This is a genomic window from Curvibacter sp. GW821-FHT01G03 (genome assembly GCF_059422285.1).
Window position 1 is genome coordinate 55,327 of record NZ_JBWKWP010000003.1, and the last position, 18,628, is coordinate 73,954.

General features: G+C 69.1%; 14 protein-coding genes and 1 pseudogene. 8 read left to right on the forward strand and 7 right to left on the reverse strand.

Annotated features, from left to right (window positions below; translation table 11 throughout):
• Window positions 1-4: 4 nt before the first annotated feature.
• On the forward strand, window positions 5-907 hold the full coding sequence (locus tag AC07VS_RS04555; RefSeq protein WP_492349629.1) for an SDR family oxidoreductase: 903 nt from the start codon (window positions 5-7) through the stop codon (window positions 905-907).
• Between the two features lie 16 nt (window positions 908-923).
• On the opposite strand, the gene AC07VS_RS04560 is transcribed toward AC07VS_RS04555, so the two are convergent.
• The gene (locus AC07VS_RS04560; RefSeq protein ID WP_492349630.1) at window positions 924-3,641 is read right to left on the reverse strand and encodes a winged helix-turn-helix domain-containing protein; all 2,718 of its coding nucleotides are present in this window, start codon (window positions 3,639-3,641) and stop codon (window positions 924-926) included.
• A 185-nt stretch (window positions 3,642-3,826) separates the two neighbouring features.
• On the opposite strand from AC07VS_RS04560, the pseudogene AC07VS_RS04565 reads away from it, so the two are divergent.
• The 7 genes and pseudogenes from AC07VS_RS04565 to AC07VS_RS04595 all read left to right on the forward strand — a co-directional run bounded on the left by AC07VS_RS04565 (window position 3,827) and on the right by AC07VS_RS04595 (window position 10,192).
• Window positions 3,827-4,608, forward strand: a pseudogene (locus tag AC07VS_RS04565) (SDR family NAD(P)-dependent oxidoreductase).
• A gap of 102 nt (window positions 4,609-4,710) precedes the next feature.
• On the forward strand, window positions 4,711-5,901 hold the full coding sequence (locus tag AC07VS_RS04570) for an acetyl-CoA C-acetyltransferase (protein ID WP_494750296.1): 1,191 nt from the start codon (window positions 4,711-4,713) through the stop codon (window positions 5,899-5,901).
• 7 nt (window positions 5,902-5,908) lie between these two features.
• Window positions 5,909-6,709 carry an ABC transporter ATP-binding protein gene (locus tag AC07VS_RS04575; RefSeq protein ID WP_494658013.1) on the forward strand — a complete coding sequence of 267 codons (801 nt, stop codon included), beginning with the start codon at window positions 5,909-5,911 and terminating at the stop codon, window positions 6,707-6,709.
• A complete protein-coding gene (locus AC07VS_RS04580; RefSeq protein WP_494750297.1) occupies window positions 6,706-7,455 on the forward strand; it encodes an ABC transporter ATP-binding protein in 750 nt (249 codons plus the stop codon). Before AC07VS_RS04575 ends, AC07VS_RS04580 begins: the two co-directional genes overlap by 4 nt.
• A 13-nt stretch (window positions 7,456-7,468) precedes the next feature.
• On the forward strand, window positions 7,469-8,341 hold the full coding sequence (locus AC07VS_RS04585; RefSeq protein WP_494750298.1) for a branched-chain amino acid ABC transporter permease: 873 nt from the start codon (window positions 7,469-7,471) through the stop codon (window positions 8,339-8,341).
• Window positions 8,342-8,379: 38 nt separating this feature from the next.
• On the forward strand, window positions 8,380-9,354 hold the full coding sequence (locus AC07VS_RS04590) for a branched-chain amino acid ABC transporter permease (protein ID WP_492349636.1): 975 nt from the start codon (window positions 8,380-8,382) through the stop codon (window positions 9,352-9,354).
• A 28-nt stretch (window positions 9,355-9,382) separates the two neighbouring features.
• Window positions 9,383-10,192: an enoyl-CoA hydratase-related protein gene (locus tag AC07VS_RS04595; RefSeq protein WP_492349637.1), complete on the forward strand. Its 810-nt coding sequence runs from the start codon at window positions 9,383-9,385 to the stop codon at window positions 10,190-10,192.
• Window positions 10,193-10,206: 14 nt separating this feature from the next.
• Here AC07VS_RS04595 and kdpE read toward each other — a convergent pair whose 3' ends face one another.
• From kdpE to kdpF, 6 genes are all read right to left on the reverse strand, one after another.
• Window positions 10,207-10,920: a two-component system response regulator KdpE gene (gene kdpE / locus AC07VS_RS04600; RefSeq protein WP_492349638.1), complete on the reverse strand. Its 714-nt coding sequence runs from the start codon at window positions 10,918-10,920 to the stop codon at window positions 10,207-10,209.
• A 10-nt stretch (window positions 10,921-10,930) separates the two neighbouring features.
• Window positions 10,931-13,636 carry a DUF4118 domain-containing protein gene (locus AC07VS_RS04605; RefSeq protein ID WP_494750299.1) on the reverse strand — a complete coding sequence of 902 codons (2,706 nt, stop codon included), beginning with the start codon at window positions 13,634-13,636 and terminating at the stop codon, window positions 10,931-10,933.
• Window positions 13,637-13,755: 119 nt separating this feature from the next.
• Complete coding sequence (gene kdpC, locus AC07VS_RS04610) at window positions 13,756-14,328, reverse strand: potassium-transporting ATPase subunit KdpC (protein ID WP_494750435.1); 573 nt, start codon at window positions 14,326-14,328, stop codon at window positions 13,756-13,758.
• A gap of 42 nt (window positions 14,329-14,370) precedes the next feature.
• On the reverse strand, window positions 14,371-16,461 hold the full coding sequence (gene kdpB / locus AC07VS_RS04615) for a potassium-transporting ATPase subunit KdpB (RefSeq protein WP_492349640.1): 2,091 nt from the start codon (window positions 16,459-16,461) through the stop codon (window positions 14,371-14,373).
• A 25-nt stretch (window positions 16,462-16,486) separates the two neighbouring features.
• Complete coding sequence (kdpA, locus tag AC07VS_RS04620; protein ID WP_494750300.1) at window positions 16,487-18,286, reverse strand: potassium-transporting ATPase subunit KdpA; 1,800 nt, start codon at window positions 18,284-18,286, stop codon at window positions 16,487-16,489.
• 6 nt (window positions 18,287-18,292) lie between these two features.
• Window positions 18,293-18,391, reverse strand: coding sequence for a K(+)-transporting ATPase subunit F (kdpF, locus tag AC07VS_RS04625; RefSeq protein ID WP_492349642.1), 99 nt, complete (start codon window positions 18,389-18,391; stop codon window positions 18,293-18,295).
• Window positions 18,392-18,628: the final 237 nt, after the last annotated feature.

The window sequence follows — 18,628 nt, forward strand, 5'->3', positions numbered from 1 at the left end:
GCTCATGACCCTGGACGACCTGATCTACCAACCTGGCCTCATGGCCGGCCAACGCATTCTCGTCAGCGGTGGCGGCACCGGCCTGGGCCGCGTCATGGCCGAGGCGCTGCTGATCCTGGGCGCCGAGCTCTACCTCTGCGGGCGCCGCGGCAGCGTACTGGAAGCCACGGCCCACGAGTTGATGGCGGCCCACGGAGGCCGTGTCGTGCCCCTGGTGTGCGACATCCGTGACGAGGCGGCCATCGCGGCCATGGTGCAGCAGATCTGGGATGACGGCGGCGCGCTCACCGGGCTGCTCAACAACGCGGCAGGCAACTTCGTCAGCCGCACCGAAGACCTGTCCCCGCGCGCCTTCGATGCCATTGCCAGCATCGTGTTCCGCGGCAGCTTCGTGCTCACGCTGGAGTGCGGCAAACGCTGGCTGGCGGCAGGGCAGAAGGCTTCGGTGCTGTCCATCCTCACCACCTGGGTCTGGAACGGATCGCCCTACACCGTGCCCTCGGCCATGGCCAAGGCCGGGATACATGCCATGACCCAATCGCTGGCGGTGGAGTGGGGCGGGCGCGGCATCCGCTTCAACGCCATCGCGCCAGGCCTGTTCCCCACCGAAGGCATGAGCGCCAGGCTCAACCCCCAGGGCGGCGAGCACCAGGCGGTGGGCAATCCCATGGGCCGCACCGGCCGCATGCCCGAGCTGGCCAATCTGGCGGTCTTCTTGCTGGGCCCGGGGTCTGAGTACCTGACGGGGCAGACGATTGCCATCGACGGCGCCCAGTTCCAGGCCACCGGCGGCAACTTTGCCCGCATGGCCAGTTGGACTGACGATGACTGGGAGCAGGCGCGCCGCAACATCCAGCAGCGCAACGCCGAAGACCGACGCCAGCGCCAGCCTGAAGATTCGGCTTGAGTGCCGCCAAGGCCACTCAGGGTGGGATCAGCTTGAGGCGCCGCGCCAAGGCCACCGCCTGCGTGCGGCTGTGCGCCCCCAGCTTGGCATTGATGCTGCGCAGGTGGGTGCGCACCGTACTGTCGGACACGAACAGCTTCTCGGCCATGGCGCTGTTCGAGTAGCCCTCCACCAGCAGTTGCAGCACGTGCAGTTCCTTGCGGGTGAGCGGCTCCACCAGGTCGCGCGCAGGGGTGTCCGGGTGCTCTGGGGTGCTGTCGGTCTCGCTGGGCTGGGGGCCAAAGGCCTGCAGCAGGCGTTGCAGGTAGTCGCCCAGAATCGGATCGCGCACCGTGCCGCTGTCGTGCAGCGCCTGGTAGCGCTGAACCAGGGGGCCCACGGCGGGGCCCTCGTCCAGGATCAGGCGCATGAAGCCCTCGGCACTGGCTTGTTGCAGCACCTGGCCGATCTGGGCCACCGCGGCCGGGGCGTCGCCGCTGCGGGCCAGGGCCAGGCTGCGCAGCACGCGCAGGCTCAGCACCCGGCGGTTGCGGGCCACGGCCTGGGCCGCCGAGATCTCGCGCTCCAGGGTCGGCAATGCCTCACCGGCCTGGCCTGCCGCGATCTGCCAGCGCAGCCGCGCCAGGCCCAGGTACTCGATGTCGTGCGCCAGCAGGCGCAGCCGCTCTTCGCGGGCCCACACGGTGGGGTCTTCGGCCCGGTGCAACTCGTCACGTGCGGCCGCCGTGTTGCCTTGCCTCAGCAGCAGTCGGGCGCGCTCCAGCTTGGCGCCCACCACCACCCTGGGCAGTTTGCGTTGGTGGCCCAGGTACTCCAGCTCGGTCAGGGCCAGCGAGGCCGCGTCCACGTCGCCGCTCACGAAGGCGATGCGCGAGCGCATCGCATGGCTCAGGATCATGTGGTCGGGCAGGCCCACATCGCGTGCCAGTGGCAGGTACACATTGAGCAGGTGATCGGCCTGGTCCAACTGATTGGTCTCGTACACCGCGCAGGCGTAAAACACGCCGGCCCAGGCATTGCCGTGGGTGTGGTTGTAGTTCACGGCGTGGGTGGCATCCACGGCCAGTCGGAAACGCGCCGTGGCCTGGCGCAGCCGGCCCTGCTGCAGGTCCATGAGGCCTTCGGTTGACTCGGTGTACATGCGGTGGAAGGTGCTGGAGCTGCCCTGCTCGCGTCGCGCCGCATCCAGCAGTTGCTGGGCCTCGCCCGGGTCGCCCATCACCGACAGGATGTGGGCCATCGCATTGAGCAGGGTGCTGTCGGCAAAGGGCAGGCCGGTGGGCAGGCGCTTCAGGCTTTCACGGCCGATTTCCAGGGCCTGTTCACTCTGATCCTGCATGGCCAGCAGCATCGGTCGCATGCAGGCGGCCTGGGCCTGCACCAGGGGGTCGTCCGGGTGGCGCTGCAGGGCCTGTTCCAATTCTTCGCCCGCAGCCCAGGGCCCGCGGGTGAAGCAGGTGGCCCACAGGGCCACCATCTCCAACGCCGGGCGCTGGTGCAGCAGGGGCGCGGGCACGGCGGCAAACCAGCGTGCCAGCAAACGCATGCGCCCGGCCCGCAGAAACGACTCGGCGTGCAGGTCCAGCAGATTCAGCGCCAGCGGGTGGTCGCCACCCTCGATGGCGTGGTCAATGGCGGGCACGGGGCGGCCCTGGGCCTCGTACCAGCCCGCCGCCGCCAGGTGCAGCCGGGCCACCTCGTCGGGCCACTCACGCTGCAGCTCCTTGCGCAGGTAATCGGCAAACAGGCTGTGGTAACGCCAAGTGCGCTGCTCACTGGACACGGGGGTCAGAAACAGGTGGGCCTCATCCAGGCGGGTCAGCAGGCGTTGGCAGTCGGCGCGCGGCATCAGGGCGGCGCACACTTCGGCATCCAACTGGCGCAGGATGCTGCTGCGCAGCAGAAAGTTGCGCACATCGGGCGGCTGCTGCTGCAGCACGTCTTCGGCCAGGTAATCAGCCACGGCCCGGTCCGAGCCCGAAAAGCGGGCCACGAACTGCTCCACCGCCTGCGCATGCTGACCTTGTCGTTCCAGCGCCAGCGAGGCCAGCCAGAGGGCGGCAATCCAGCCCTCGGTCTTCTCGTGCAGCCGGTACAGCAGATCGGCCCCCAGGCCTTGCGGCAGGCTGCGCGCCAGAAAGGCGGCGGTGTCGTCCAGGCTGAAGCGCAGGCGCTCGGCATCCACCTCGATCAACTTGCCGCGCGCCCGCAGCCGCCCCAGCCCCAGGGCGGGCAGGCTGCGCGAGCCCAGCACCAAGTGACCGCGTCGCGGCAACTGCTCGATGATCTCGCGCACCAGGCCCAGCACGGCGGGTTCGTGTACCGCCTCGAAGTCGTCCAGAAACAGGGCAAAAGGCTCGTCAAACAAGGCCAGCGCACGCAGCGCATCGAGCCTCGAACCCGTGCCGACCGCTGCGGCCCCCAGGCGCTGGATCGCCTCGTCCAGCCCGCCCAGAAAACGCGACACATCGTTGTCCGATCGGTCCAGCGTGAGCCAGGCCGTGCTCACGCCCTGGGCTTCGAATCGGGCCTGGGCCTGCACCATGGCCGTGGTCTTGCCAAAGCCCGCCGGGGCACGCACCAGCACCAGTTGGCCGGCGCCTTCGGTGATCCGCTGACAAAGGCCCTCGCGTACCACTTGGGTGGCCGTGGGGGCGGGGGGGTTCAGCTTGGTCTCGAAAGTGCGCGCCGGCGGTGCGGGCTCGGGGTGCGGGGCGAGGGGAGCGGCATCCATGAGGGGGTTCGGGTGGGCTGGGGGCGTGGGGCATTCTGCGACACAAGTCCAGCGGCGGGAGTCACCTCGGTGCCGTCAGCCGCGACAGGGGCATTTCGTCGTTTCAGACGATGCATCAGCGCCCCCGGATTTCTAGACTTCTCTTCCATCAACCCCCTACGCCCTACTTGTCCCGGAGCCCCACCATGCAACTCGATTCCAGCATTGCCGCCGTCGTCACCGGAGGGGCCTCCGGTCTGGGCGCAGCCACCGCCCGGCGCCTGGCCAGCCATGGCGTGAAGGTCGCCCTGTTCGACCTCCATGCCGCCCAGGGCGAAGCGCTGGCCCGCGAGATCGGTGGGGTGTTCTGCCAGGTCGACGTGACCTCTGAAGAGCAGGTGATGCCGGCTTTGCCAAGGCCCGTGCTGCCCATGGCCAGGAGCGCGTGCTGGTCAACTGCGCCGGCACCGGCAATGCCGTCAAGACCGCCAGCCGCGACAAGGCCACGGGCGAGATCCGGCACTTTCCGCTGGCCAATTTCGACCGCATCATCCAGATCAACCTGGTGGGCACCTTCCGCTGCATTGCCAAGTCGGCCGCCGGCATGCTCAGCCTGGCGCCGCTGGCGGACGGTGACCGGGGTGCCATCGTCAACACCGCCTCGGTGGCCGCGCAGGACGGGCAGATGGGCCAGGCCGCCTACACCGCCTCCAAGGCGGGCATCGTGGGCATGACCTTGCCGATCGCGCGCGACCTCATGAACGAGGGCATCCGCGTCAACACCATCCTGCCCGGCATCTTCGACACTCCCTTGCTGCAAGGCGCGCCCGAGCACGTGAAGGCAGCCTTGGCCGCCTCGGTGCCCTTCCCCAAGCGCCTGGGCCAACCCGCCGAATACGCCCAACTGGCCGAAAGCCTGATCCTCAACGGCTACCTCAACGGCGAAAGCATCCGTCTCGACGGCGCGATCCGCATGGCGCCGCGCTGAGGCCTGCCCCCCCCTCAATATCGTCTGTTCCGACGACGCCCCGGCGTGTCGGGCGGGCGAACAATCCAGCCATCCCATCCCCTGTTTTTGAGGAAGCCCGCCATGTCCGAAGCCTATGTTGTTGCCGCTGTCCGCACTGCCGGGGGGCGCCGCGGTGGGCGTCTCGCCGGCTGGCACCCGGTGGAGCTGGCGGCCCAGGTGATCAATGCCGTGCTCGACCGCACCGGCATGGACCCGGCGCTGGTGGACGACGTGTTCATGGGCTGCGTCAGCCAGGTGGGTGAGCAGTCCACCAACGTGGCGCGCAATGCGGTGTTGGCCTCACGCCTGCCCGAGTCGGTGCCGGGCACCTCGATCGACCGGCAGTGCGGCTCGTCGCAGCAGGCGCTGCACTTTGCCGCTCAGGCCGTGATGTCGGGCGTGCAGGACATCGTGCTGGCCGGGGGCGTCGAGTCCATGACCCGGGTGCCCATGTTCAGCCCCTCGGCCCTGGCGCAGAAGGCGGGGCTGGGCTTCTACCAGAGCGAGAGCGTGAACCGCCGTTACCACGACGTGGCGTTCAGCCAGTTCACCGGCGCCGAGATGATGGCTCACAAGTACAACCTGCGCAAAGACGTGCTGGACCAGTTCGCTCTGCTGAGCCACCAGCGCGCCATCGCGGCCACCGAGGCCGGGGCCTTTGCCGACGAGATCGTGCCGGTGCCCGTGCGGCGGGCTGATGGCGACCAGGGTGGCGACCAGGACGGCAGCCTGCACAGCGTGGACGAAGGCATCCGCTTTGATGCCACGCTGGCCGGCATCCAGGGCGTCAAGCTGCTGCAGGAGGGCGGCGTGATCAGCGCCGCCAATGCCAGCCAGGTGTGCGACGGTGCCACCGCCGCACTGGTGGTCAACGAGCGGGGCCTCAAGACCCTGGGCCTGAAGCCCCTGGCCCGCGTGCACCACATGAGCGTGCTGGGGCACGACCCGGTGATCATGCTCGAAGCCCCGATCCCCGCCACCGAGCGGGCCCTGCGCAAGGCGGGCCTGAACATCGCCGACATCGATCTGTACGAGGTCAACGAGGCCTTTGCCTCGGTACCGCTGGCCTGGCTGAAGGCGCTGGGGGCCGACCCTGAACGCCTGAACGTGCACGGCGGGGCCATTGCCCTGGGCCACCCGCTGGGTGCCTCGGGCACCAAGCTCATGAGCACCCTGATCCATGCCCTCAAGCGGCGCGGTGGGCGCTACGGCCTGCAGACCATGTGCGAGGGCGGCGGCATGGCCAACGTCACCATCATCGAACGGCTCTGAGCCCGGCATGAGCACCGGCCAGCCCCTGCTGTCTGTCGAAGAGGTCACGGTGCGCTTCGGCGGCATCGTGGCCCTGGATGGCGTGTCCTTCGAGGTGCGGCGCGGCGAAATCTGCGCCCTGATCGGCCCCAACGGTGCCGGCAAGAGCACCTTGTTCAATTGCCTGTCGCGCCTGTATGAATGCAGCGCCGGGCGCATCTGCTTCGAGGGGCAGGACCTCAGCCGCTTGCCGCGGCACCGCATGGTGCGCCTGGGTATCGGGCGCACCTTTCAGAACCTGGCCCTGTTTCGCAGCATGACCGTGCGCGACAACGTGCTGCTGGGCTGTCACAGCCGACACCACGCGGGTCTGTGGCGCAACGCCCTGCGCTGGCCCGGGGTGGCGGCGCTGGAGTCGCGGGCGCATGAGCGGGCCCAGCAACTGATCGATTTCGTGCAACTGGGGGCCGACGCCGACCGCCCCGTGGCCGACCTGCCTTTTGGCACCCAAAAGCGCGTTGAGCTGGCGCGCGCCCTGGCGGCCGAGCCTCAATTGCTGCTGCTGGATGAGCCGGCCTGCGGCCTCAACCATGAAGAGCTGCAGGGCCTGGGCGACTTGATCCGCGACATCCGCGACCGCCTGGGCGTGACCGTGCTGCTGGTCGAGCACCACATGGGCCTGGTGATGGGTCTGTCCGACCGGGTGGTGGCGCTGAACTTCGGCCGCAAGATTGCCGAAGGCCGGCCGGCCGAAGTGCGTCAGCACCCCGAGGTGATCCGCGCCTACCTGGGCGACGAACTCGAAGACCCCCGGCAGGAGGCCGCATGACACCCCGAGCCCTCGCCCCCGCCGGCGCCGACACCCCTTTGTTGCAGGTGCGCGGCCTGCACGCCCGCTATGGCAACACCCCGGTGCTGCACGGCCTGGACCTGGACCTGCCACAGGGCCAGGTGACCGCGCTGCTGGGCGCCAACGGCGCAGGCAAGACCACCACCCTGCGGGCCTTGTGTCGCCTGTCGGTGCAGACCTCGGGGCGGGTGGCGCTGGGTGGCCAGGCCATCGAGGCCTGCAGCACCGAGCAGATCGCTCGCCTGGGCGTGGGCCATGTGCCCGACGGGCGAGGCACGTTCCTGGGCCTGAGCACCGAAGAGAACCTGCGCCTGGGCAGCCATGCCCGTGCCAGCCAGCAAGGCGCAGAGGCCGACATGGAACGCATCTATGCCTACTTTCCGCGCCTGCGTGAGCGGGCACGTCAACAGGCGGGCACCCTGTCGGGGGGCGAGCAGCAGATGCTGGCCATCGGCCGTGCGCTGATGGGCCGCCCGCGCCTGCTGTTGCTTGACGAGCCCTCGTTCGGCCTGGCGCCGCTGGTGGTGAAAGACATCTTTTCGATCATGCGGCGCATCAACCAGGAAGAGGGCGTGACCATCCTGCTGGTCGAGCAGAACGCACGCCTGGCCCTGGCCCTGGCGCACCAGGCCTACCTGCTGGAGACCGGCCGCGTGGTGCTGTCGGGCACGGCGGCCGAGCTGCGCAGCAACCCGGCCGTGCAGCGGGCCTACCTGGGCGAATGAAGCGAGGAAACCCATGAACGAGTTTCTGCACCAGATGCTGGCCGGCCTGGCCACCGGGGGCATCTACGCCAGCGTGGCACTGGCCCTGGTGATGATCTACCAGGCCACCCATCACATCAATTTCGCCCAGGGCGAAATGGCCATGTTCTCCACCTTCGTGGCCTGGGCGCTGATCGATGCGGGCCTGCCGTACTGGGGCGCCTTCGCCCTCACGGTGCTGCTGTCGTTTGTTGTGGCTGCGGCGGTCGAGTTCGTGGTCATCCGGCCCATGCACCGGGCGCCTGAGCTGTCGGTGGTAGTGGTCTTCATCGGCCTGCTGGTGATTTTCCACAGCCTGGCGGGCTGGTTGTTTGGCTACACCATCAAGCCTTTTCCGAGCCCGTTCCCGCGCGACGCCTGGTACGGCTCGACCCTGATGTCGGCGCACGAGGTGGGTGCCATCGTGGTGGCCCTGCTGATGGTGGCCTTGCTGTTCAGCCTGTTCCGCTTCACCCGTGTGGGGCTGGCGCTGCGCGCTGCGGCGCAGAACCCGGTGTCGTCGCGCCTGGTGGGCATCTCGGTGGGGCGCATGCTGATGCTGGGCTGGGGCCTGGCCGGCGCCATCGGTGCCGTCGCCGGCATGATGGTGGCGCCCGTGGTGTTCCTCGACCCGAACATGATGACCGGCGTGCTGCTGTATGCCTTCGCGGGCGCCCTGATCGGGGGCATCGACAACCCCGTGGGCGCCGTGCTGGGGGGCTTCATCGTTGGCGTGCTCGGGAACCTGATCGGCACCTACGTGGTGGGAACCGAACTCAAGCTATCAGTCGCCCTGGCCCTGATCATCGGCGTGCTCATCGTGCGCCCCCAGGGCTTGCTGGGGCGCCGTGTGGTCACCCGGGTCTGACCCCCCGCAGACTGAATCCCCGACCCTGAAAGACCCTCATGCTGAATGCGCCCAGCCCCTCCGGTTTTCTGCGCTCACGCGGGCTGTGGCTGGCCGCCTTGGCGCTGGCCCTGAGCCTGCTCTGGGTGCTCAAGGGCTACCAGTTGTTCCAGGCCACCCTGGTGCTGTCGTATGCCATGGCCTTGCTGGGCCTGAACATCCTCACCGGCTACAACGGCCAGATCTCGCTCGGCCATGGGGCCTTCTTTGCGCTCGGGGCCTATGCTGCCGGTGCGCTGATGGAGCACGCAGGCCTGCCGTACTGGGCCACCGTGCCGGCGGCCTTCTGTGTTTGCGGCGGGGCCGGCTACCTGTTCGGGCGCCCCGCGCTCAAGCTCGAAGGGTTGTACTTGGCCCTGGCCACATTTGCGCTGGGCCTGGCCATGCCCCAGTTGCTCAAGTACAAGCACCTCGAGGCCTGGACCGGCGGCGCCCAGGGCCTGGTGCTGATGAAGCCCGACGCCCCCTTCGGCCTGCCCCTGGACCCGGACCAGTGGCTGTACCTGTTTGCGCTCGCGGTGGCCCTGCTGCTGTTCTGGCTGGCCCACAACCTGCTGCGGGGCAGCTGGGGGCGCGCCTGGCGCGCCATCCGCGACCACGCCATGGCGGCCGAGGCCATGGGGGTGGACCGCAGCCATTGCAAGGCCACGGCCTTTGCGGTGTCGGCCGCCTACACCGGGGTGGGCGGGGCCCTGTCCGCGATTGCCGTGCAGTTTGTGTCGCCCGATTCGTTCTCGCTGTTCCTGTCGATCTCCCTGCTGGTGGGCATCGTGGTCGGCGGCGTGGGCACCCTCTGGGGGGCTTTGTACGGCGCGCTGTTCATCCTGTTTGTGCCCAACCTGGCCGAGAAGGTCTCCAAGGCCGCACCCTGGGCGGTGTACGGCGTGGTGCTGATCCTGCTGATGTTCGTGCTGCCAGGTGGCGTGGTCGGCGGTCTGCGCCGACTCCAGGCGCTGATGCAGCGCAAGCCTTGATGACGCCGAGCGATGCAAAGGAGACTCCATGAACACCGACCCTGATCCCGTGCTCGAAGAACGCCACGGCGCAGTGGCCCTGCTGCGGCTGAACTTGCCCCAGCGGCTGAACCCGCTGGCCTTGCCCCTGCAGTTGGCGCTGCGCGAGCACCTGGCCCGCCTGGCCGACGACCGCAGCGTGCGGGCCCTGGTGCTCACCGGGGCAGGCAAGGGCTTTTGTGTGGGCGCCGATCTGGGCAGTATGCAGGCGGCGCCTGCCGGCCAGAGCCTGGGCGAGCAGACCGCCGCCGCCATGGAGGCGCTGTCCAACCGACTGATCGAAGACCTGCGCAGCATGCCCTTCCCGGTGCTGAGCGCTGTCAACGGCCCCTGCGCGGGGGCCGGGGTGGGCCTGGCGCTGGCGGCCGATGTGGTGCTGGTGGCGCGTTCGGCCTATTTCTACCTGCCCTTCATGCCGCGGCTGGGCATCGTGCCCGATCTGGGCTGCACCTGGTTTCTGGAGCGCCTGCTGGGCCGCTCGCGGGCGGTGGCCCTGTCGCTGCTGGGCGAACGCCTGTCGGGCGAGCAGGCCGCTCAATGGGGCCTGGCCTGGGCCTGTGTGGACGATACCGACCTGGGCGAACAGGCGCTGGCCCTGGCGCAGCGCCTGGCCCGCCTGCCAGCCCATGCCGCACGCGAGATCCGCAGTGTGTACGAGCACGCCGCCAGCCACAGCCTGAACGAGCAGATGCGCCATGAGGCCGAGCGCCAGCGCGAGTTGATCGACCGGCCAGAATTCGCCGAGGGTGTTCAGGCCTTCCTGGCCAAGCGCGAGCCGGTGTTTGCCCCGCGCCGCTGAGGGCCCCGAGAGCCTCAGCCCTCGACCTGAAGCCGGTAGCCCACGGCGGTCTCGGTCAGCAGGTGGCGCGGCTGGGCCGGGTCTTGTTCGAGCTTTTGCCGCAGGTGACCCATGTAGATGCGCAGGTAGTGGCTTTGCTCGGTGTGCGAGGCCCCCCATACCTCGCGCAGCAGTTGCCGGTGGGTGAGCACGCGGCCCGCATGGGTGACCAGCACCGACAGCAGCCGGTACTCGATCGGGGTCAGGTGCACCAGCTGGCCATCGCGCCGCACCAGCCGGGCCACCCGGTCGATTTCCACGCCGCCGAAGCGGAACACCGGATCGCTGGCCTCGCCGGGCTGGCCGGCCTCGGGCGGCAGGCCGCGGGGGCGGCGCAGGTTGGCACGCACCCGGGCCATCAGCTCACCCACGCCGAAGGGCTTGGCCAGGTAGTCGTCGGCACCAGCATCCAGCGCCGCAATCTTGTCGGCCTCGTCGCTGCGCGCCGACAGCACCACGATGGGCACCTGGCTCCAGCCGCGCACATCGCGGATCAGCTCCAGCCCGTCGCCATCGGGCAGGCCCAGGTCCAGCACGATCAGATCGGGCTTGCGCGTGCCGGCCTCGATCAGGCCCCGGCGCAGGCCTTCGGCCTCGTGCACCAGCCAGCCCTCGGCCTCCAGCGCGGCGCGCACGAAGCGGCGGATCTGCGGCTCGTCCTCGATCAGGATGGCGGTGGGGCTGGGCATGGCAATCAGGTCATTGGGTGGGGTCGATGGCGGGCGGGGTGGCGCGCGGCAGGCGCAGGGTGAATTCTGCACCGCCGCCGCGCTGCGACAGATCGGTGGCGGTGATCTGGCCGTGGTGGGCCTCGACGATGGCGCGGGCAATCGCCAGGCCCAGGCCCATGCCCGGGGTGGCCGACTCGCGCTCGCCCCGGGTGAAGAGGTCGAACAGCGCGTGCTCGCGTCCGCGCATGGCCGCAGGCAGGCCGGGACCATGGTCACGCACCGTGACCCACAGCGCCTGGGGCTCGGTGCCGGCGTGGATCTCGATCGGTGGCTGGCCGTACTTGGCCGCGTTCTCCAGCAGGTTCACCAGCACCCGCTCGATCAGGGTGGCGTCAAACTCCACCAGCGGCAGTTCGGCCGGCAGCTGCACCTGCACGGGGCGGCCCGCCAGGGCCGGGCCGGCCTGGCGGATGGCCGCCCCCACCACTTCTTCGACCGATTGCCAGTCGCTGCGCAGCTTCACCGCTCCGCTTTGCAGCCGCGCCATGTCCAGCAGGTTGCTGACCAGGGTGTGCAGCTGGCGGGCTTCGTCGGTGATCGCCTGGGCCATGCGACTTTGCTCGGCATCCAGCGCGGGGCGCGAGGCCCGCAAGGATTCGGCCAGGCCGATCAGCGCGGTGAGCGGGGTGCGCACATCGTGTGAGATCGAGGCCAGCAAGGCGCTGCGCAGGCTCTCGGACTCCATCTGCACCAGGGCCTGTTGGGCCACTTCGACGTAGTGAACCCGCTCTTGCGCGATGGCGATCTGGCGCGCCAGGGTGTCGAGTTGCTGCAACTGCTCGGGGATCAGCAGCCAGCGGGCCTGTGCCGGCTGCAGGGCCAGCACGCCACGGATGCGCATCGGGGCTTTCAGCGGCAGGTAATGCCAGGCGCTGGCCGACAGCGTGCTGGTGGCCAGCCCGGCCGGCTGACCGTTGCGGAAGGCCCAGTCGGCCACGGCCAGGTCAAAGCCTGGTGGCAGCTCGGGCGGTGCCGGCAGGTGGTCGTCGGCATCGCTCAGCAGCACCCGCACCTGGCCGCCAAAACTGGCCCGCACCGCGGCCTCGCCGATGTCGGCCACCTGCTGGCTTTGCAGGGCCGACGACAGCTCGCGCGTCAGCTCGAACAGCGAGCGCGCCCGGCGTTCGCGCCCGGCCGTGATGCGCGCCTGAAAGCGCAGCCCGGCGGTCAACTGCCCGGTCAGCAGGCCCACGGCCAGCATCACGGCAAAGGTCAGCAGGTACTGCACGTCACTGACCGCAAACGAAAAGCGCGGCGGCACAAAGAAGTAGTCGAAGGCCGCCACATTGAGCACGGCCGACAGCGCTGCCGGCCCGCGCCCCAGCTTGACCGCCACCCCCACCACGCCCAGCAGGAACAGCATCACGATGTTGGCCAGGTCAAACCAGCCGATCAGGGGCGTGGCCAGCACCGCGGTGAGCACCGACACCGCCAGCGCCGTGGCGTAGCGCAGCCAGCGGCGCGGCAGCCCGGCCGGGGTCTCGTCCTCCAGTTCACGCGGCAGGGCGCTGGGCAGGCGGCGCGAGGCCGGGCTGCGGCCCACTTCCACCAGGTCCAGCTCGGGGGCGGCGTCGGCCACGCGGCGTGCCAGCGGGGCGCGCCAGCGCGGGCGGCGGCGCGGCCGGCCCAGCACCAGGGTGGCGCAGTTCTGCTGGCGCGCCAGCTTGAGCAGCTCGGCCGCGATGTCGTCGCCGGCCAGCACCGAGGTGATGGCCCCCATCTCTTCGGCCAGCTTGAGCACGGCCAGGATGCGGTCGCGCTCGGCCGAGGGCAGGCGCTGCAGGCGCGGCGTCTCGACATAGGTGGCCAGCCAGCGCGCGTTGAGCTGCCCGGCCAGCCGGGCCGCGGCGCGCACGGTCTGCTCGGCGCCCTCCAGCTCGTCCACGCCCACCAGCAGCGAACCCGAGGTGTTCCACACGGGCTGGGGCCCCTGCGACTGCTGCACCCGGTAGTGACGCACATCGTCTTCCACCCGCTCGGCCGTGCGGCGCAGGGCGATCTCGCGCAGCGCGATCAGGTTGCCTTTGCGAAAAAAGTTCTGTGCCGCCCGCTCGGCCTGTTGGGGCAGGTAGACCTTGCCGGCCTTCAGGCGCGTCAGCAGCTCGTCGGGCGTGACGTCGACCAGGATGATCTCGTCGGCCCGGTCCAGCACGGTGTCGGGCACGGTCTCGTGCACGCGCACGCCGGTGATGGCGCCCACCGTGCCATTGAGGCTTTCCAGGTGCTGCACATTGAGCGCGGTCCAGACCTCGATGCCGGCCTCCAGCAGCTCGTTCACGTCCTGCCAGCGTTTGGGGTGGCGGCTGCCTTCCACATTGGCGTGGGCCAGTTCATCCACCAGCAGGATCTGGGGCCGGCGGGCCAGCGCGGCGTCGAGGTCGAACTCGCCCAGCACGCGACCGCGGTAAGGCACTTCTTTCAGGGGCAGGCTGGGCAGGCCAGCCAGTTGGGCCGCGGTGTCGCCGCGGCCATGGGTCTCGATCACGCCCACCACGACATCGCGCCCGGCCGCCAGCTCGCGCTGGGCCGCGCTCAGCATGGCGTAGGTCTTGCCCACGCCGGCGCTGGCACCGAAATAGATGCGCAGCCGGCCTTGCGTGGCGCGCACCTCGGCACCGCGGATCTGGTCCAGCAATTGGTCGGGGTCGGGGCGACCGTCAGCGTCTAAGGCCAAGCAGAACTCCTTTGGGGGCTCATTTTGCCCGGCCGATCAGCCACCAGGCCAAGGCCATGGGCAAGGCCAGCACCGCCAGGGCCAGCAGGGCCATCGCAAGGTCTTCCAGCATGGTGCCCTCAGTGCAGCGCGTCCAGCGCCAGGTTCAGGGTCAGCACATTGACCCTGGCTTCGCCCAGGGCGCTCAGCAGGGGTTGCTCGGTGTGCTGTTCGATGAGGGCTTGCAATCGCGCCGGGTCCAGGCGGCGTGCCTTGGCCACGCGGGGCAACTGATAGGCCGCCGCCGCCGGGCTGATGTGGGGGTCCAGCCCGCTGGCCGAAGCCGTCACCAAGTCCACCGGAACCGGACTTTTCTGATCGGGGTCGGCCTCGCGCAGGGCGGCGATGCGGGCCTTCACCGCTTCCGTCAGGGCGGGGTTGAGCGGGCCCTGGTTGGCGCCGCTGGAGGCGCTGGCGTTGTAGGCCATGGGGCCGGTGGCCGAGGGGCGGCCCCAGAAGTGGGCCGGGTCGGAGAAGTTCTGCCCGATCAGGCGCGAGCCCACGGGGCGGCCCTCGCGCAGCAGCAGGCTGCCCTTGGCCTGGTCGGGGAACAGGGCCTGACCCAGGCCGGTGACGGCCAGGGGGTAGAGCACGCCGGTGAACACGCTCAGGGCGATGAAAAACACCAGGGCGGGTCGGACCAGGGGAGGCATGGAATGAGACATGGCGATTCTCGTGTCAGGGTTGGATGAGGTTCAGGCGAGGTGCAGCGCCACCAGGAGCAGGTCGATCAGCTTGATGCCGGCAAAAGGCACCACCAGACCGCCCAGGCCGTAGATCAGCAGGTTGCGGCGCAGCAGGGCGGCGGCGCCGATGGCGCGGTAGCGCACCCCTTTCAGGGCCAGTGGGATCAGGAACACGATCACCAGCGCGTTGAAGATCACCGCCGACAGAATGGCCGAGCTGGGGCTGGCCAGGGCCATGATGTTGAGTGCCCCCAGCTGCGGGTAGGTCACCACGAAGATGGCCGGGATGATGGCGAAGAACTTGGCCACATCGTTGGCAATCGAGAAGGTGGTCAGCGAGCCGCGCGTCATCAGCAGGGCCTTGCCGGTCTCCACCACCTCCAGCAACTTGGTGGGGTTGGAGTCCAGGTCGACCATGTTGGCGGCCTCTTTGGCGGCCTGGGTGCCCGAGTTCATGGCCACGGCCACATCGGCCTGGGCCAGGGCCGGCGCATCGTTGGTGCCGTCGCCGGTCATGGCCACCAGCCGGCCTTGTTGCTGGTATTGCCGGATCAGCGCCAGCTTGGCTTCAGGGGTGGCTTCGGCCAGGAAGTCGTCCACCCCGGCCTCGGCGGCGATGGCGGCCGCCGTGAGCGGGTTGTCGCCGGTGATCATCACGGTCTTGATGCCCATGCGGCGCAGGGCCTCGAAGCGTTCCTTGATGCCTGACTTGACGATGTCCTTGAGCTCGACCACGCCCACGGCCACCGCGCCGTCGGCCACCACCAGCGGCGTGCTGCCGCGGCGGGCCACTTCTTCGGCGGCGCGCACCAGCTCGGGTGGCATGCGCCCGCCCAGGGCTTCCACGTGGCGGCGCACGGCGTCCACCGCTCCCTTGCGCAGCACGCGGGTGTGGCTGCCCTCTGGCAGGTCCACGCCGCTCATGCGGGTCTGCGCGGTGAAGGGCACGGCCTCGGCCTGGCCCAGGCCGACCTGCAAGCGCTCCAGGGCCGGCGCACTCAACTTCTGCGCCGCCAGCGTCACGATGCTGCGGCCCTCGGGGGTCTCGTCAGCCTGCGAGGCCAGCCAGGCCACCTGGGCCAGGGCGGCCTCGGTGTGGCCGATGCCGGGCAGCAGGGTGGCGGCCTGCCGGTTGCCATGGGTGATGGTGCCGGTCTTGTCGAGCATCAGCACGTCCACGTCGCCCGCCGCTTCGACAGCACGGCCCGAGGTGGCGATCACGTTGGCCTGCATCATGCGGCTCATGCCGGCCACGCCAATGGCGCTCAGCAAGCCGCCGATGGTGGTCGGGATCAGGCACACCAGCAGTGCCACCAGGGCGGTCATGGTGACCGGAGCACCGCTTTGCGCCGCCTGCACGCTGAACACCGAGTACGGCAGCAGGGTCACGGTGACCACCAGGAACACGATGGTCAGCGCGGCCAGCAGGATGTTGAGCGCGATCTCGTTGGGGGTCTTCTGGCGCTTGGCGCCTTCCACCATGCTGATCATGCGGTCGATGAAGCTTTCGCCCGGGTTGACGCCGATGCGCACCACCAGCCAGTCGGAAAGCACCCGGGTGCCCCCTGTGACGGCCGAGAAGTCGCCGCCCGATTCGCGGATCACGGGGGCGGATTCGCCGGTGATGGCCGACTCGTCCACCGAGGCCACGCCTTCGATCACCTCACCGTCGAGCGGGATCACATCACCGGCTTCCACCAGCACCACGTCCCCCTTGCGCAGCAGCGGCGACTCCAGCGGCAGCCAGGGGCTGCCATGCCGCGGGTGCTGCAGCTTCTTGGCCCAGCCGGTCTGCTGGATATTGCGCAGCGAGGCGGCCTGCGCCTTGCTGCGCCCCTCGGCCAGGGCTTCGGCGAAATTGGCGAACAGCACGGTGAACCACAACCACACTGCCACGCTGAAGATGAACAGGGGCGAGGCCTCACCGTGACCGCCCAGGGCCTGCAGGCCCAGCACGGTGGTGAACAGGCTGCCCACGTAGACCACGAACATCACCGGGTTGCGCCATTGCACGCGCGGATTGAGTTTGGCAAAGGCCTGCCCGATGGCGGGCTTGACCAGCGCCGGGTCGAAGAGTGCGAAGCCGTTGGATTGACTCATGATTTTGGTTCCTTCTTGGGCGGATTCAATGGGTGGGCCAGAGCATGAAGTGCTCGACCACCGGGCCCAGTGCCAGTGCGGGCACATAGTTCAGCAAGCCCACCAGCAGCACCGTTCCGACCAGCAGGACGACGAACAAGGGCCCGTGGGTGGGCAAGGTACCGGCACTGGCCGGCAGGCGCTGCTTGCGGGCCAGCGCACCGGCCATGGCCAGCACCGGCACGATCACGCCAAAGCGCCCCAGCCACATCGCCAGGCCCAGCGTCAGGTTGTAGAACGGGGTGTTGGCCGACAGCCCGGCAAAGGCGCTGCCGTTGTTGTTGGCCGCCGAGGTGAAGGCGTACAGGATCTCGCTGAAGCCGTGGGCACCCGGGTTGGCCACGCCAGCCCGGCCAGCCTCGGCCAGCACGGCCACGGCGGTGCCCGCCAGCACCACGATGGGCGTGACCAGGATGGCGATCGAGGTCATCTTCATCTCGTAGGCCTCGATCTTCTTGCCCAGGTACTCGGGCGTGCGGCCGATCATCAGGCCGGCGATGAACACCGCCAGCACCGCGAACACCAGCATGCCGTAAAGGCCTGTGCCCACGCCGCCGAAGACCACCTCGCCGAGCTGCATCATCACCAGCGGCACCATGCCGCCCAGGGGGGTGAGCGAGTCATGCATGGTGTTCACCGCGCCGCAAGAGGCGGCGGTGGTGATGACCGCGAACAGCGCACTGGCGTTGACGCCGAAGCGCGTCTCCTTGCCTTCCATGTTGCCGCCAGCCTGTTGTGCGCTGGCCAATTGGTCGACCCCCAGGGCGCTCAACTGGGGGTTGCCGGCCTGCTCCGCGGGGGTGATCACCAGCACGGCGGCCACAAACATCAGCGTCATGGCGGCCAGCACGGCCAGACCCTGACGCCGGTCACCCACCTCGATGCCAAAGGCCAGGCACAGGGCCGCCGGGATCAGGAAGATGGCCAGCATCTGCAGCAGGTTGCTGAAGGCGCTCGGGTTTTCGTAGGGGTGGGCCGAGTTGGCGTTGAAGAAGCCGCCCCCATTGGTGCCCAGCATCTTGATGGCCTCTTGCGAGGCCACGGGGCCCATGGGCAGCAGTTGGGTGTCGGTGCTCTGGGCTTCTTGCACCGGCTGGCCCTGGGCGTCGAGCACGGGCTGGCCATCGGCCCCCAGCTTGGGCTGGGTGTAGGCCTGGGTTTCCAGGGTGTGCACTTCCTGGTAGGGGCTGAAGTTCTGGATCACGCCCTGGCCCACCATCACCAGCGCCAGCAGCAGTGACAGGGGCAGCAGCAGCCACACGGTGGCGCGCATCAGGTCGACCCAGAAGTTGCCGATGGCCTGGACCGAGCGTGCAGCAAAGCCCCTGATCAGTGCAAACACCACCGCGATGCCGGTGGCGGCCGAGACAAAGTTCTGCACCGTCAGCGCCAGCATCTGTGTCAGGTAACTCATGGTCGATTCACCCGAGTAACCCTGCCAGTTGGTGTTGGTGACGAAGGAAATGGCGGTGTTGAAGGCCGAGTCGGGCGACACGGCGGCAAAGCCCTGCGGGTTCAGCGGCATCCCGCCCTGCAGGCGCTGCAGGGCATACACCGCGAAAACGCCCAGCAGGTTGAAGGCCAGCAAGGCGTAGGCGTAGTGGGTCCAGCGCATCGGTGCGTCGCTGTCCCGGCCACCCAGTCGCAGCAGCGCGGCTTCGGTGCGCAGCATCCAGGCGGGCAGGCGCCCGGCACACAGGGCGGCGAGGTAGCGTCCCAGCGGCCAGGCCAAGGCCAGCAGCAGTACCAGGTACAGGGCCAGCAGGCCCCAGGCGGATGACGTCATGCCCATTCAGAACTCCTCGGCGCGGATCAGCGCCCAGATGAGGTAGGCCAGCAGGCCGACAGCGAGCACGGCGCCCAGGCCGTAAAGCCCTTCGGCGGCGCTCATGACGGTGCTCCCGTGCGGGGTTCGAGGGCTTGCAGGCCCCGGGTGAGGGCGGCCATCAGGCCTCCCAGCAAGGCTGCGCAGGCGAGCCAGGCGATGTCCATGTCGACGCTCCATCGAGGTGAATAACGATGGGCCAAGCGTAGGATTTCAGCCGTAAAAAGCGGGTTGAATTGCGTCTGGGGGCCGTATAAAAAGCGTAAAAATCCAGCCGTTGAGCGCCTGAACCTCGCACCGGTA